The organism is Haloarcula sp. H-hyl2 (assembly GCF_056934385.1).
Genome location: NZ_JBRIIJ010000004.1, coordinates 32,481 through 45,657 on the forward strand (window position 1 = coordinate 32,481; position 13,177 = coordinate 45,657).

The 13,177-nt window shown below is 62.9% G+C and carries 13 protein-coding genes; 5 read left to right on the forward strand and 8 right to left on the reverse strand.

Annotation, left to right across the window (positions count from 1 at the left end):
• Nucleotides 1–2 precede the first annotated feature (2 nt).
• Complete coding sequence (locus Hhyl2_RS19480; RefSeq protein ID WP_483552467.1) at nucleotides 3–845, forward strand: acyl-[acyl-carrier-protein] thioesterase; 843 nt, start codon at nucleotides 3–5, stop codon at nucleotides 843–845.
• Between the two features lie 54 nt (nucleotides 846–899).
• Here the strand turns inward: Hhyl2_RS19480 and Hhyl2_RS19485 are convergent, their stop codons facing one another.
• Entirely contained in the window at nucleotides 900–2,234 is a 1,335-nt protein-coding gene (locus Hhyl2_RS19485) for a methyl-accepting chemotaxis protein (protein ID WP_483552468.1), read from the reverse strand.
• Between the two features lie 128 nt (nucleotides 2,235–2,362).
• On the opposite strand from Hhyl2_RS19485, the gene Hhyl2_RS19490 reads away from it, so the two are divergent.
• Nucleotides 2,363–3,538, forward strand: coding sequence for a thiolase domain-containing protein (locus Hhyl2_RS19490; protein WP_483552469.1), 1,176 nt, complete (start codon nucleotides 2,363–2,365; stop codon nucleotides 3,536–3,538).
• The gene (locus Hhyl2_RS19495; RefSeq protein WP_483552470.1) at nucleotides 3,535–4,953 is read left to right on the forward strand and encodes a zinc ribbon domain-containing protein; all 1,419 of its coding nucleotides are present in this window, start codon (nucleotides 3,535–3,537) and stop codon (nucleotides 4,951–4,953) included. Before Hhyl2_RS19490 ends, Hhyl2_RS19495 begins: the two co-directional genes overlap by 4 nt.
• 1 nt (nucleotide 4,954) lies before the next feature.
• Here Hhyl2_RS19495 and Hhyl2_RS19500 read toward each other — a convergent pair whose 3' ends face one another.
• The 7 genes from Hhyl2_RS19500 to Hhyl2_RS19530 all read right to left on the reverse strand — a co-directional run bounded on the left by Hhyl2_RS19500 (nucleotide 4,955) and on the right by Hhyl2_RS19530 (nucleotide 11,147).
• Complete coding sequence (locus Hhyl2_RS19500) at nucleotides 4,955–6,346, reverse strand: UbiD family decarboxylase (RefSeq protein ID WP_483552471.1); 1,392 nt, start codon at nucleotides 6,344–6,346, stop codon at nucleotides 4,955–4,957.
• Nucleotides 6,346–7,878, reverse strand: coding sequence for a UbiD family decarboxylase (locus Hhyl2_RS19505; RefSeq protein WP_483552472.1), 1,533 nt, complete (start codon nucleotides 7,876–7,878; stop codon nucleotides 6,346–6,348). Before Hhyl2_RS19505 ends, Hhyl2_RS19500 begins: the two co-directional genes overlap by 1 nt.
• Nucleotides 7,875–8,369 (reverse strand): hypothetical protein, encoded by a 495-nt coding sequence (locus Hhyl2_RS19510; protein WP_483552473.1) that lies wholly within the window; start codon nucleotides 8,367–8,369, stop codon nucleotides 7,875–7,877. Before Hhyl2_RS19510 ends, Hhyl2_RS19505 begins: the two co-directional genes overlap by 4 nt.
• An 86-nt stretch (nucleotides 8,370–8,455) precedes the next feature.
• Nucleotides 8,456–9,415, reverse strand: a complete 960-nt coding sequence (locus Hhyl2_RS19515) for an MBL fold metallo-hydrolase (protein ID WP_483552474.1) — start codon at nucleotides 9,413–9,415, stop codon at nucleotides 8,456–8,458.
• Nucleotides 9,412–10,308: an amidohydrolase family protein gene (locus Hhyl2_RS19520; protein WP_483552475.1), complete on the reverse strand. Its 897-nt coding sequence runs from the start codon at nucleotides 10,306–10,308 to the stop codon at nucleotides 9,412–9,414. The genes Hhyl2_RS19515 and Hhyl2_RS19520 overlap by 4 nt, the downstream gene beginning before the upstream one ends.
• Before the next feature lie 132 nt (nucleotides 10,309–10,440).
• Nucleotides 10,441–10,644 carry a hypothetical protein gene (locus tag Hhyl2_RS19525; RefSeq protein ID WP_483552476.1) on the reverse strand — a complete coding sequence of 68 codons (204 nt, stop codon included), beginning with the start codon at nucleotides 10,642–10,644 and terminating at the stop codon, nucleotides 10,441–10,443.
• The gene (locus Hhyl2_RS19530; RefSeq protein WP_483552477.1) at nucleotides 10,641–11,147 is read right to left on the reverse strand and encodes a gamma carbonic anhydrase family protein; all 507 of its coding nucleotides are present in this window, start codon (nucleotides 11,145–11,147) and stop codon (nucleotides 10,641–10,643) included. Before Hhyl2_RS19530 ends, Hhyl2_RS19525 begins: the two co-directional genes overlap by 4 nt.
• 129 nt (nucleotides 11,148–11,276) lie before the next feature.
• On the opposite strand from Hhyl2_RS19530, the gene Hhyl2_RS19535 reads away from it, so the two are divergent.
• On the forward strand, nucleotides 11,277–12,161 hold the full coding sequence (locus Hhyl2_RS19535) for a 3-hydroxyacyl-CoA dehydrogenase family protein (protein WP_483552478.1): 885 nt from the start codon (nucleotides 11,277–11,279) through the stop codon (nucleotides 12,159–12,161).
• Nucleotides 12,158–12,967, forward strand: a complete 810-nt coding sequence (locus tag Hhyl2_RS19540; RefSeq protein WP_483552479.1) for an enoyl-CoA hydratase/isomerase family protein — start codon at nucleotides 12,158–12,160, stop codon at nucleotides 12,965–12,967. Before Hhyl2_RS19535 ends, Hhyl2_RS19540 begins: the two co-directional genes overlap by 4 nt.
• The last annotated feature ends 210 nt before the right edge of the window (nucleotides 12,968–13,177 follow it).

A 13,177-nucleotide genomic window follows, 5' to 3' on the forward strand; every position in this document is an offset into this window, starting at 1 on the left:
GTGTGAGAACGATTGATTCGCACGACGTTCGGTTCGGCGAGCTCGCTGGACCGCTCGTCGACGGGGCGCGGTTCTTCGACTGGCAACTCATCTCGACACAGGTCATCACCGAAGCGTTCGGCCACTCGTTCGAGGATATCGTCGCTGCCGGCGGTATCCCCTATGCGCCGGTCGTTGCAGCAACGACTGTCTATCGCTATCCGGGCTTTCGCGATACGGTGACTGTCGAGACGACCCCGATATCGGTCGGGGAGAGCAGTGTCGAGTTGTGTTACGAGATGACCGACAGCGTGGGAAACCGACTCGCCACAGCGCGGCTCACGCACGTCACCATCGCTCCAGACGGTGGGACGGAACCGATTCCTGCACCGACCCGGAACCAGTTCCATGACGCCCTCGAAGAGGCCGCACCTGAAGCCGGCCCACGTAGCGTGGACGGTGACAGCGACTGGCCATCGTTTTCGGCATCGTTCGATATCCGCGGTCCCCACATCGAGGGTGCCGAACTCGCGTATTTCGAGGAGTACCCGCGCTTTGCCGACGTGGCGATGGAACGGTTCATCGAATCGACGGATACAGCTCTCGAAACGGCAAGTGACGACCCGAGACCGTTCCGTCTTCGCGACTGGCGCTGGGAGTTCGTCTCTCCTGTTCCCTACGAGTCGACGCTCACCATCGAGTCAGACGTGCGCCGGGTCACCGAGGACACCCTCCGGATCAAACACCTGTTCAAGAGCGACGGCAGCGTGAGTATCGAGGGTATCTCCGAGTACGGATGTTTCGATGAGTCAGGGAACCCGATCACGTTCACGCCACAGATGCGTGCCCTGTTCACCGAGGAGTAGTTTGCACAGCGGATCGGAGAGTGTGACGACGCGGAACTGGCGTATTTCGACCGTTCAGGTGGAGTTCGAGCGCAATTGCTCTTCGACCTCGCGGACACTCTCGTGGATCTCGTCGACCCTGGTCATCTGTGCCTCGTTCCCCGCAGCCACGTCCTCGACCTCGCTCGCGACTGTCTCTGCTCGCTCGACTGTCGTCTCGATCATACTCGCGAGTTCCTCGGCGCTGGCGGCCTGCTCGTCGGTTGCAGCAGCGATCTCGTCGACCCCGGACGACGTCTCCTGGATGGCCTCCACGATGGCAACCTGGTTCTCGACGAGCGACTCGACGTGTTCGACGGTCGATTCCATGTGTGTGTTCGCTGTGCGAACGTGGCCGGTCACGTCGTCAGCGGTCTCCCGCAGTTCGGAGACGATCTGCTCGATCTCGTCGACTTCCGCTCTGGACTGCGCTGCGAGTTGCTTGATCTCCTCGGCGACGATCGCGAACCCGTCACCGCCCTGGTCGGCGCGGGCCGCCTCGATGTTGGCGTTCAGCGCCAGGAGGTTCGTCTGCTCTGCAATCTCGGTAATCACGCCCACGATCTGATCTATCTCGTCGAGCTTCGCGGTGAGAGACTGTGTGCTCGCACTGGCATCTTCGCCCGCCTGTGCCATCTGCTGGGTGCTATCGAGGACGGTGTGTCCGGACTCCTGGGAGTCCACGGCCAGGCGGCGGGCGTCGTCGCTCTTCTCGTTCACCTCCCGAGCGCTCGCTGCAATCTCCTCGATCGTCGCGCTGAAAGTCGAGATCTCGTCGCTGACCTTGTCGAGCTCTCCAGCCTGTTCGTCGGCGAGGTCACTGATCTGGTCGGAGCTCGCTGCTACGTCCTCTGCTGAGGACTGCAGATCGGCGATCGCAGATTCGACTTCGTCTGCCATCTGCGATTGCAGATCCTCCAGTACGTTCCGCTGCTCCACTAGTTCCGTCACCCGAGAGGTTATCTCGAATGCCCCCACGACAGTGTCGTCGGCGGTCGTCAGTGGAAACCCGGAAGCCCGGACGTGCCAGGTGTCGCCGGTTGCTCCTGTCCCGGTCCGAATTTTGTCCTCCCGGATGGGGTGGCCTGTCCGGGCGACTTTCTCTGCGAGTGTCTCTGATTCACTGTCAGTCCCGATCACGTCGTAAGCTGCCTCGCCCAGCACGTCCTCCTTCTGATGGCCGATGAGGTCCGCCATCTGCTCGTTCCAGTGTGTGATACAGCCCTCGTCGTCGACTACCAGGACGGGCTCCGGAAACGAAGCCACGAGCGAATCGAATAGCTGGCGCCAGAAATCACGCTCCTGTCGAAGCGCGGTCTGTTCGTCAGCCCCGGAGAAAACGACATCCGATACCAGTTGGTTCGAACTCATCTGATTTCCCTGCATGTGTCGAGAGCAAACTCTCTTACTTCAACATGCCGGAAACGTTTTCAAAGTGAAACGATTGACGCTCGTTCATACCCCCGTATCTTATATTGGCTCGTCATCATCTACCATGTATGACCGATGCGTACATCATCGGAGCTGGACAGTCAGACTTCGGCTCGTTCCCGTCGGAGTCGTATCGGTCGCTGTTCGACGACGCGTTCGACGAAGCCCTCGAGAGCGTCGACAGCGATTTCGACACAGACCGAATCGACGAGGCGTTCCTCGGAACCCTCGGTGTCGGTGGCCGCCAACTGGGCTTGAGCGGGCCAGCCGTCACCGAACACCTCGGGCTCCACGGGATCCCCACCACACGGGTCGAAAACGCGTGTGCGGCCTCCGGATACGCCCTCCGACAGGCCGTGATGGCGGTCCGTTCGGGAATGGTAGACGTGGCGCTCGCAGGCGGCTACGAGGTGATGACGGACATGAGCGGAGACCACACGAAGTGGTGGCTCGGCGTCAGTGGTGAGACAGAATGGGAACGCCTCTCCGGAACCACGTTCGCTGGCGTCTACGCACAGATGGCGAGTGCGTACATGCGCGAATACGAGGCGACGAAGGAGGATATCTCCCGCGTCGCGGTCAAGAACCACGCCAACGGGGCCCAGAACCCGCACGCACAACTCGGGTTCGAATGCTCGCTCGAAGACGCGATGAACGCCCCCGATGTCGCTGCCCCCCTGAACCTGTATCACTGCTGTCCGACGACGGACGGTGCGAGTGCCGTCCTCGTCGCGAGCGAGGAGGCTGCACGCGAGTTCTCGGACGCGCCGGTTCGGGTGGCGGGCGCAGGCGCTGCCAGCGGTCGCGTGGGCCTGTTCCAGCGCGATTCGCTGACGAGTATCCCGGCCTCGGAGACGGCCGCCGAGCGCGCCTACGAGGAGGCCGGCGTCCGGCCGGACGACCTCGACTTCGCCGAAGTCCACGACTGCTTCGCCATCGCCGAACTCGCTGCGTACGAGGACCTCGGCTTCTGCGGGCGGGGCGAAGCCCCGCGGCTCCTCCGTGAGGGAATCACCGATCCGGACGGCGCGCTCCCGGTGAACACGTCTGGAGGGCTCAAGTCGAAGGGGCACCCCATCGGTGCGACCGGGACGGGACAGGTCGTCGAGGCGTTCTCTCAGCTCCGTAATGAGGCCCACGTTCAGGTGGACGATCCACAGGTCGGACTGACACACAACGTCGGTGGGTCCGGTGGTGGCGTGACTGTCCACGTCTTCGAGCGGGTCGATGGAGGTGCACTATGAGCGCCGACTACGGTATCGTCGCGACCGGTATGTATCTTCCGCAAGCCCGACTGGACGGTGAGGAGATCGAAGCGGCCTGGGAGACGAGCGCACCCGTCTCGCAGGCTGCCGTGCCGAAGGCGGACGAAGACGCTCTCACGATGGCCGTCGCGGCTGGCCGTGACGCCATCGCCGGGAGCGAACGGAAGCCACGGGCTGTCCAGCATCTCGCGATCGCTACGACGACGCCACCGCTGGAAGAAGAGGAGTTCGCGCCCCGGGCCGCCGCGGCACTCGGTATGGACGAAGATGTGCGCCTCGACGTGTCCACCCAGAGTACCGTCGCCGGTGCTGATGCACTCCTGTCGGCGGCTACTGCAGACGGACCCGCGCTCGCCGTTGTCTCGGACGCACCCAGTGGCGACCCCGCCGAGGCTGGACAGCGCGTCGGCGCAGGCGCCGCTGCGTTCCTCTTCGACGAGGACGGTGCTGTCGTCCTTGTCGACTCGGCGACGCGGTCCCGTGATGCACCCGGACTCCGGTTCCGCGAGCGCGGCAGCGAGACTGTCGCAAACCTGGACATCACGACCTACGAGCGCGAGACGATCCGTGACCTGGTCTCGTCGTCGGTGAACGCACTCGCCGTCGATCACGAGGCTGTCGACGGCGCCAGTCTCTACCAGCCGACGGCCGACATCCCACACCGGATCGCTCGTGCACTTCCGTACGATACGGAGACGGTCGGGTCTGGTACCGTCGTCGACGAGATCGGTGACGCTGGCGCAGCGACGACTGCCATCGGTCTGCTCGCTGCCCTCGCGGAGACCGAGGACTCGTCGTCAGTCGTCGCCGGGTTCCTCGGCAGCGGTGCGACGGCTGTCGGTCTAGCGTTCGAAGCGCGTGACACCGTTCAGACGGACGTCCAGACGGCTATCGATTCCGGCACCCCCATCTCGTACGCCGGGGCGCTGCGTGAACGCGGGGCGATCGGCGACACCGACGTGGCCGGTGGCGGCGCACACGTCAGTCTCCCGTCGTGGCAGCGGACGATTCCACAGCGGTACCGGCTCCAGGCGGGCCGCTGCCCCAACTGTCGGACCGTCGCGTTCCCGCCTGAAGGGACCTGCCCCGACTGCCACGAACGAGTCGCGTTCGACGAGGTCGAACTCCCCCGAACCGGCGAGGTCGTCGCCGTGACCGTCATCGGCCAGGGTGGCGCACCGCCGGAGTTCGTCGAACTCCAGCGCCGGGACGGGGCGTTCGCCGTCGCTATCGTCGAGGTGACGGTAGACGGCGAGAGCGCCCGGTTCCCTGTCCAGTTGACCGATTGCGAACCCAGCGAGGTCTCGGTCGGTGACCGGGTCACTGGACGGTTCCGCAGGATCTACACTGTGGAGGGCGTCACCCGATACGGGCTGAAGTTCGTGCCCGAGTAACTCAGCTATCGGTCGACGAATCGAAGCCGAGACTGTCCCACAGCTCTGTAACAGTCTGCTGGACCTCCTCGGGGTAGGACGTCTCGAAGGTCACCCGTGGAGCGATGTATTCCTCGTCCCAGCGTGGGTCCCATGTGGCGTTGATGAACAGCCGTGATCCTGGCGTGCCGTCGGTCCGATACTCCGGCGCGGTCGCAGCGGGTGCGCTCGGCTCACTGAACACCCAGTCCTGCGAGGGGTGTGCTTTCACCCAGACGTCGTCCAGTGGGCGTGAGAGGTCGGCAGCCGAGGTGTCCTTGTCGAGGATGAGTATCTTGTCGAACAGGCTGGAGAACGAGAACAGCGTGTTCGACAGCTGCCACTCGAACCCGGCGTACAGAACCTCTGACGCGACAACACACATACCGAGGCACATCTCTGCAGGGAGACGGATCCACTCGACCGGCGCAATCCCCCAGTAGTTGTTCACACGATAGCTCAGGCGAGCGGACTCCGTGATGCCGACCAGCTGGACGTCGTCGGTGAGTGGGGCCCCGAGCGGGATGAACGGAACGAGCGGATCAGTACGGTGTGCCACCGAGTTCACGCTGATGTCGACAACGTCCGTCTCCATCGCCAGTTCCCAGGTCGTCTGTCCTTCGTCTGTCGGTGTTCCCGACCGCACGTCGTCCACGTTGCCAGTGACGACTACTTCTGCGGTCGCTGGAACCTCCAGGCCCTCGTGGGTCGCGACAGGCACGGCGTCGGACCGGGTGCTCGGCCGCATGCTCCCTGTTTGAGAGCGGTCCAGCCAGTGGAGGTAGGTGTTGGTCAGAGCTGCCGCCGGCACACCGAGACATAGCGATACAGTCGCATCGGATCGGATGGTGCTGTTCGAAGGGACGACCGCTCGGAGACGGTGCGTGCCACTGACTGTCCCACGGACCGGGAACCACCGCGTCTCGTCGCCGTCCTCGACCGCGAGAATCCCCAGTGTGAACGCCGGTGGGTCGCCTGGTTCGAGTGGTGGCAGTCCGAGGGAGTAACAGTCCACGTCCGACGGGTCGGCGAGCATGTCCGCCGCCGGTGGGTCGGTCGTTTCCGCGAGCGGTGTGACGACTCGCTCGACGACCTGCTCGTATGGGACGGCCCCACCGAGACCGAGTCCGACCCCGAGACGCTGCCACGGTTTCTCCTGATACTGTGTCGCCTGTTCCGGTCCCGCGAAGACGCCGGACACTGGCGTGACGACACCGCCGGTATCGGAGAACCGGACGGCTGGCCCGTTCGCACGGATCGACTCTGTCGCCACTGCGGTGATCTCTTCGTCTGGGACAGACTGCTCGACGGTCAGGAGGTCGTCGGTCGCTCCCAGTGCGTCGATCGTCTCTCGAAGCGAGGGTGCGTCCGTCATTATCGCTCCCCCGCTGTGCCGACGGTATCCACGCCGAAGGCGTCGGTAGACAATCCAGCATCGACGAGTATCTCCCGCGCACGCTGGCGCCGATCAGCGTCGGCGTGTTCGAACGGTTGACGCGATTTCTCTCCTTCCGGGCGTGTCGCGTCGATGTACGTCTTCGCCGTCTTCGCCTTCGACGTCCCCATCTGTACATCCCCCTTCTCTTCCGGCGTCTGGTAGATGTTGAGCGGAACTTTCGGCATCGATTCCGCACCGAACTGGTGGAAGTCCTTATCCGGGTCGGCGTACAGCGACATCGCTTCGAGGACAGCGCGCTGATCGAACGGATCCACGTCGGCGTCGACGAAGACGAAGAAGTCCACGTGGAGCATTCCCCAGGTCGTGAAGATGAAGTTCGCGAGTTCGTGGAGGTACGAGGGCTCGGTCCGCTCCGTGGAGATGACGTAGACAGTTCGTGGAGTGAAGGGCCACGGGGCCAGTTTCTCTACGTCGAACCCGACCGCTCGCAGGCCCAGTGTCGCGTCGGGGCCGACACAGGCGAGCTCCATCGACGACGTCGTGTTGTGGGCGTACCCCACCTCGGACCACTCGACTGCGAAGGGAATATAGGGCTGTTCTCGGTGCGTGATCGCGTCGATCTCGAGCACCGGCATCGACCGGCGGGGCCCGTGCATGTAGCCGAAGTAGTCCCCATACGGGCCCTCGTCGAGTCGACTGTTGGGGAGGATCCGACCCTCCAGAACGATTTCGGCGGTCGCCGGGACGAGCAGATCGTTCGTCTCGCAGGGGACGAGTTCGACCGGCTCACGCTTCAACCCGCCAGCGAACTCCGCTTCGTCCCGGCCGGTCGGAATCCACATCATCGAGACGGACTCGACCGCTGGCTCGGCGCCGATCGTTATGGCGACCGGCATCGGTTCGTCGTGGCGTTCGTACTTGTAGTAGTAGATGTTCGGTGTCTGCTCACCCGCGAGCAGCAAGACGCTCGCACGCGTGCTGTCGTGGAACATCGCGCGATGTGACGACCAGTCTGTCCACTCAGAATCTCTGTCGTCCGCGATGAGGGTATGAAGATTCGAGTACCGGCCGCCGTCGCCGACGTGGAGAAACGGCCACGGGAACGAGAGCAGATCCACGTCCTCGTCGGTGTGGACGACCTGTTTACACGGGGCATCGTCGCTGTCGACCACAGACGGCGAGACCGGCGCGCGCAAGCGATCGATCATCTCCTCGTAGAACCCGTCGGTCGTCAGGTCTGTCGGCAGGTCCAGCGCCATCGCGATACGCTCCCAGGGCTGCCGGCGTGGTCCCCGGTAGGGGTCGCCCACGAGTCGCGCCGTCGACTCGTCGCTCACGTCTTCGAACACAGGGATGGCTGCGTCGCGTTCGTTGGCCTGCATCGTCACCGCACCCGCTTCGAGATTCCAGGAGATCTGCTGGCCGATCCGGTTGCACTCGCCGCGGTCTTCGAGTCGCTCTAGGTAGCCACGAAAGCTACCGACCGCCCCGTTTTGCGACGTCGTCATGTGTTGTCACCGAATGCACTCGATAGCTCGTCCCGCATGCGCGCTGCCTTGGCGTCGAGATAGGCCTCGAGGAGTTCGGGGTAGGCGTCTTGCATATACGAATTGACGATCGTGCGGACGCCGTCCGAGACAGAGTCGAACTCGCCGACGGCGACGAGGTACTGGAGCATCGCCCGGGCGTCCTCCGACCGGGCGTTGATGACGTTCGACTCCGTGCGGCTGTACTCGATGCACTCGTGGAGTGTCTCCTCGTCGATCTCTGTGAGTTCGGGCTCGGTCTCCAGGATATCGATGTACCAGTCCTCCTTGATGTTCTCGTGGGGACCCCGGACAACTGTCAGTGGCTCCGGATCGTCGAGTTCGCTTTCGGACCTCGCGACGCGTGCCCGGGTGACGAATATCTCCTTCGTGTCCGTGTTTGTCAGCTGGATACTCACTTCTCCGTCCAAGTCGTCGGGGAGATTCTCTTCGGCTGTACTGTATCTTGTCATGGTGAAACCCGCTCCAGTGTGATTTCTGGACGTACAATGCTGTTTACATCGGTAGTATATATATCTATGGGGGGAGTGGGTCCGGACTACTCGGCAAGCAGCTGCGAACCGTCTTCGAGCGGACGCTCTGTCGGTTTGAACACGACCGGTTGCTCCTGTATTCGTTCGACGAATCCCAGTTCGGCGGCGCGGGAGAGGTGCGCGGCCGCTTCACCGGCTCCCATCTTCGCGTGGATGCCAGACATCTCGCCGAAGAGCGTCCGAGCGATGGTCCACGGTGTCGCCCCCTCGGCTGGTGTCGCGTCGACAACGTCGGCCACGCGTTCTCTGTGATGCGTTCGAATGACGTCGATGCGGTCGTCGAGTGAGACAGACGGACCGTGCCCCGGCCTCGCTGTTTGCGAAACGTCCCAGCTGGCAATCCGGTCGATGGTCTGCAGGTACGTTTCGAGCGGGTCCTCACCGGCGGTTCGAGTGTCGCTCCCGCCGACGTTCGGTGTGTACATCGGTAGCACGGCATCACCGACGTAGAGCGTTCGTTGCGCCCGAACTGTCACGTGTCCGCACGTGTGTCCAGGCGTGTGTCTGAGTTCGAGGCCCGCGACGCTGTCACCGTCCTGGTGTTCGGTCACGGGAACGGCGTCGGGCATGGGGGAAGGGGTGTCGTTCTTCCGAACGTCCGCGACGACGTGCTCTGGCGCACCCCACGAGGTGAGTGTCTCGGCGTCGCGCGTGACCCGCTTGCGCCGTTCCTGACCGTAGTCTCGGATCAGCGGGGCGTCCAGTTCGTGCATGTGGAGTGTCGCGTCTGCGGCCGCCGCTAGCCGTGGACCGAGCCCTACGTGGTCGGAGTGCCAGTGTGTGAGGATGATGTGCTCTACGTCGACCACCTCCATCCCGTGGTTAGCCAGTCCTGAACAGAGGGTCTCCCACGGTTTCTCGCCCGGCGGTCCCGGATCGATAAGCACGCCCCGCTGTGGGAAGACGTACGTGCTGTTTTCTCCCTCGGGACTACCGTGGCTGTGGGCGATACGGAACGGACTCATGCGTCGTCGAACAACTCCGCGGCAGTGCCATAGAGGAGGCGGTCGATCGCATCGTCCGGGAGCGAGAGCGACCGGACTGCCTCGGCGTTCTCGCCGATACCAGGGACCATCGGGCCCGGCCAGTCGGTCCCGAAGAGCGCCTGATCGACGACCTCTTCCAGTCGTGGGAAGTGCTCCAGCAGATTCGACGGCGGGATCGACGAGATGTCGAAGTAGACGTTCCCGTGTCGCCGGAGGAGGAACCACGCCTCGTCTGTGTACATCGGACGGCCGCCGTGGGCCATGATTATATCGAGGTCGGGGAAGTCGACAGCGACGTCGTCGAGCGGCATCGGGTCGGCGAGCCGAGAGCGTGCCCCGGGGAAGATGCTGGTCCCAGTGTGAACCATTACGGGGATGTCCGCTCGTGCACACCGCTCGTAGAGACTCCGAAGGCTGTCGAGTCCCCGATAACCGGGATCGGAGAGATAGTCGTTGGCCTGCAGGTTCTGATGTGGTGGGTGAATTTTGATGCCGTCCAGATCGAGATCGTCGATGGCACGGTCGAGTTCCGCTTCCGGGTCGTCGGTGTCATTCGGATCGAAGCCCCCGAACGCGAGGATCCGGTCGGGAGCGGTATCGCGAAACTCGGTGGCCCACTCGTTTACGTCGTGCGTATACCCAAGGATCGGCGTCACGTAGTTGATTATCGCCGCTTTCTCGACGCCTTGCTCGTCGAGGTAGTCGACGAACTGCTCCGGATTACGCGCCAGTTCCATCTTCTCGTCGAACCCGTGGCCGTATTCGCGAAGCAACGAGCGAGCGTCGTCGTCCAGTCGCCAGAACGGGTTCATGTGGACGTGTGCGTCGATAATACGTCCCGTACCATCGGGTGTAGCCGAGCTATCCGCCATGTATAGTGTGACAGCCGATAACATCTTATAACTGCTGGTACAGTACGCTCCGATCGACGGTATCGGGCGCGGGACTGCTCAGCTACCCTGGTCGGGGGGCGCTGTTGTTGACTCACTCCGTTTTTGACCGACTCACTCGATGCGTCTCTCCACCGAGACTGCGACGTCACCGGTCCGTGGGTCGAGGTCTTCGAAATCGACTCGGAGGGGCGTCTCGCACGCCGGACAGTCGATTGCGACCCGAAGCTGACCGTCTACGATACTATCCGGTGTTTCTCCGTCACCTTCGAGCTGGGACCCACACGCTGGACACTCCAGTATATCGTAGTGTGTCATTCGAACCGTCCTGTCTCCTTGTAGTCCTGTCCGAGTTCCACGTAGTGTTCGTGGACCATCGATATCTCCTCGCGCTGGCTGTCGCTGAGCGGACGTGTGTCTGCCGGGACGCCGTACGCCAGGTGCCCCTCGGGAACCGTCTGGCCCTGTCTGACGAGACTCCCCGCCGCGACGAGCGAGTTCGGTTCCACTGTCGCACCACGTAACACCGCACTGTGCATCCCGACGAGTGACTGTTCTCTCACCGTAGCGTAGTCGATGACCACGTTGTGGCCGACCGACACCTCGTCTTCGAGGGTCGCCCCGTGGAGCATCGTGAACTCCTGGACGTTGCACTCGTCACCGACAGTCGTCGGCATCCCGCTCTCGTCACCACGGAGGCAGACGAACGGCCAGACGCTACTTCGCTCGCCGACTGCCACATCGCCGATGAGGTACGCCATCTTCGAGACGAACGCAGAGTCCGCGACTATGGGTGCTTCCCCGTATATTGCTTCTTGCACAGGTCTCATCTACACGGCCAGGGATATGTTTCTTCTGTCGCTCCCCGTCTGGGAAGCGCTCAACGAGCGGCCGAGTCCGATACGTCCCTAGTATTAACATTTATCACGGATACTGTCCCGTTCTAACATATGCGGATAACTGTATTAGGCGCAGGTACCATGGGACATGGTATCACACAGGTTAGTGCGATGGCCGGTCACGACGTGACGCTTCGTGATCTCGAAGACGATCTGGTGGCCGACGGCATCGACGCCATCGAATCGAATCTCGACGGTGGCATCGAGCACGGAAAGGTCACGGCCGCAGAGAAAGCTGCGACGCTCGATCGCATCACCGGCGAGACGGATCTAGCGGTCGCAGTGGACGGGGCAGACCTCGTCGTCGAAGCCGTTCCGGAGAAACTCGATCTGAAGAAGAGTGTCCTCTCGGACGCCGAGTCGGCTGTCGAGGACGACGTGGTCCTCGCGACCAACACCTCGTCGCTCTCGGTGACTGAACTGGCGAGCACGCTCGAACGACCGGGGCGATTCGTCGGCCTGCACTTCTTCAACCCCGTCCACATCATGTCGCTGGTCGAGGCGATCGTCGCCGAACAGACGAACGGCCAGACCAGGGAGTTCGCCGTCGACTACGTCGAGAGTATCGACAAGACGCCCGTTGTCGTGCGTGATGCGCCTGGGTTCGCGTCCTCTCGACTCGGCGTTGCGCTCGGTGTCGAAGCTATCCGCATGGTCGAGGAGGGCGTCGCCTCACCGAAGGACATCGACAACGCGATGGAACTCGGCTACAACCATCCGATGGGGCCGCTCGAACTTACCGACGTCGTGGGCCTGGACGTGCGCCTCGACATCCTGGAATATCTCCGCGAGGAACTGGGTGAACGGTTCAAACCGCCGCAGTTACTCAAACGGAAGGTTCGGGCCGGCAAGACCGGACAGAAATCCGGAGAGGGGTTCTACGTCTGGGAAGACGGTGAAACCGTCGGGATGAGCGGCGAGTGGGGTGACCGATGACCGACGAGCAGACGGCCCTGCTGGAAGCGGAGTACGAGACCATCGGTGTCGAACAGGACGATGGCATCGCCACTGTCACGATACACCGCCCGGACGCTCGAAACGCTCTCAACGAGACCGTTCGAACGGAATTGACCGACGCGTTGCAGGCCATCGAAGACACCGACGTGCGTGTCGTGGTGCTCACTGGCTCGGCCGAGTGCAGCGCCTTCGTCGCCGGTGCGGACGTGAGCGAACTACGCGAGCGAGATATGCTCGAACAGCGCCAGGCGAGTGAACGGCCGCGGATCTACGAAACCGTCGCCGACCTCCGGACGCCAGTGGTGGCCCGCATCAACGGGCATGCTCTCGGCGGTGGACTGGAACTCGCGACAGCGTGTGACATTCGGGTCGCCCAGCGGGGCGCGAAACTTGGACAGCCCGAGATAAATCTGGGTATTATCCCCGGCGGAGGGGGAACCCAGCGGTTGCCCCGACTCATCGGCGAGGGGCAGGCGATGAAACTCATCCTCACCGGTGACCTCGTCGACGCAGACGAAGCCGACGATATCGGACTCGTCGACGAGGTGTGTGACCCCGACGAACTCGACGACCGCGTGAGCGACATCACGACATCCATCGCCAGCAAGAGCCCTGTCGCGCTCCAGTACGCTAAAGAGAGCGTTCGAGCGGCGTCACAGATGACCCTGGACAACGGTATCGACTACGAGGCCGAACTGTTCGCCCAGTTGTTCGCGACCGAAGACAAGAACGAGGGTATCGACGCCTTCTTCGAGGACAGAGATCCAGAATGGGCCGGAAAATGAGAGGGACGTCTCGGCGCAAGACCGGTACGTATATATACAAGGAATTCAATCTCCAAATGCAGGAACGGCACACCCACTGGCTCCGTGACTCCGGGACCTCGAGAACTGTCACCCCCCAGCTCCAGCGTACTCAGCACGGAATCGCGAAGTGTCTGTCCAAATGTTTCCGCCTCGCTCATACCGGAGGCGGGCCGTTCCTGTTTTGCCCCT

Excerpts from the sequence above, each read along its gene's own strand:
- Hhyl2_RS19485 (WP_483552468.1), bottom strand. The coding sequence starts at position 2,234 with ATGAGTTCGAACCAACTGGTATCGGATGTCGTTTTCTCCGGGGCTGAC.
- Hhyl2_RS19490 (WP_483552469.1), top strand. The coding sequence starts at position 2,363 with ATGACCGATGCGTACATCATCGGAGCTGGACAGTCAGACTTCGGCTCG.
- Hhyl2_RS19495 (WP_483552470.1), top strand. The coding sequence starts at position 3,535 with ATGAGCGCCGACTACGGTATCGTCGCGACCGGTATGTATCTTCCGCAA.
- Hhyl2_RS19500 (WP_483552471.1), bottom strand. The coding sequence starts at position 6,346 with ATGACGGACGCACCCTCGCTTCGAGAGACGATCGACGCACTGGGAGCG.
- Hhyl2_RS19505 (WP_483552472.1), bottom strand. The coding sequence starts at position 7,878 with ATGACGACGTCGCAAAACGGGGCGGTCGGTAGCTTTCGTGGCTACCTA.
- Hhyl2_RS19510 (WP_483552473.1), bottom strand. The coding sequence starts at position 8,369 with ATGACAAGATACAGTACAGCCGAAGAGAATCTCCCCGACGACTTGGAC.
- Hhyl2_RS19515 (WP_483552474.1), bottom strand. The coding sequence starts at position 9,415 with ATGAGTCCGTTCCGTATCGCCCACAGCCACGGTAGTCCCGAGGGAGAA.
- Hhyl2_RS19520 (WP_483552475.1), bottom strand. The coding sequence starts at position 10,308 with ATGGCGGATAGCTCGGCTACACCCGATGGTACGGGACGTATTATCGAC.
- Hhyl2_RS19525 (WP_483552476.1), bottom strand. The coding sequence starts at position 10,644 with ATGACACACTACGATATACTGGAGTGTCCAGCGTGTGGGTCCCAGCTC.
- Hhyl2_RS19535 (WP_483552478.1), top strand. The coding sequence starts at position 11,277 with ATGCGGATAACTGTATTAGGCGCAGGTACCATGGGACATGGTATCACA.
- Hhyl2_RS19540 (WP_483552479.1), top strand. The coding sequence starts at position 12,158 with ATGACCGACGAGCAGACGGCCCTGCTGGAAGCGGAGTACGAGACCATC.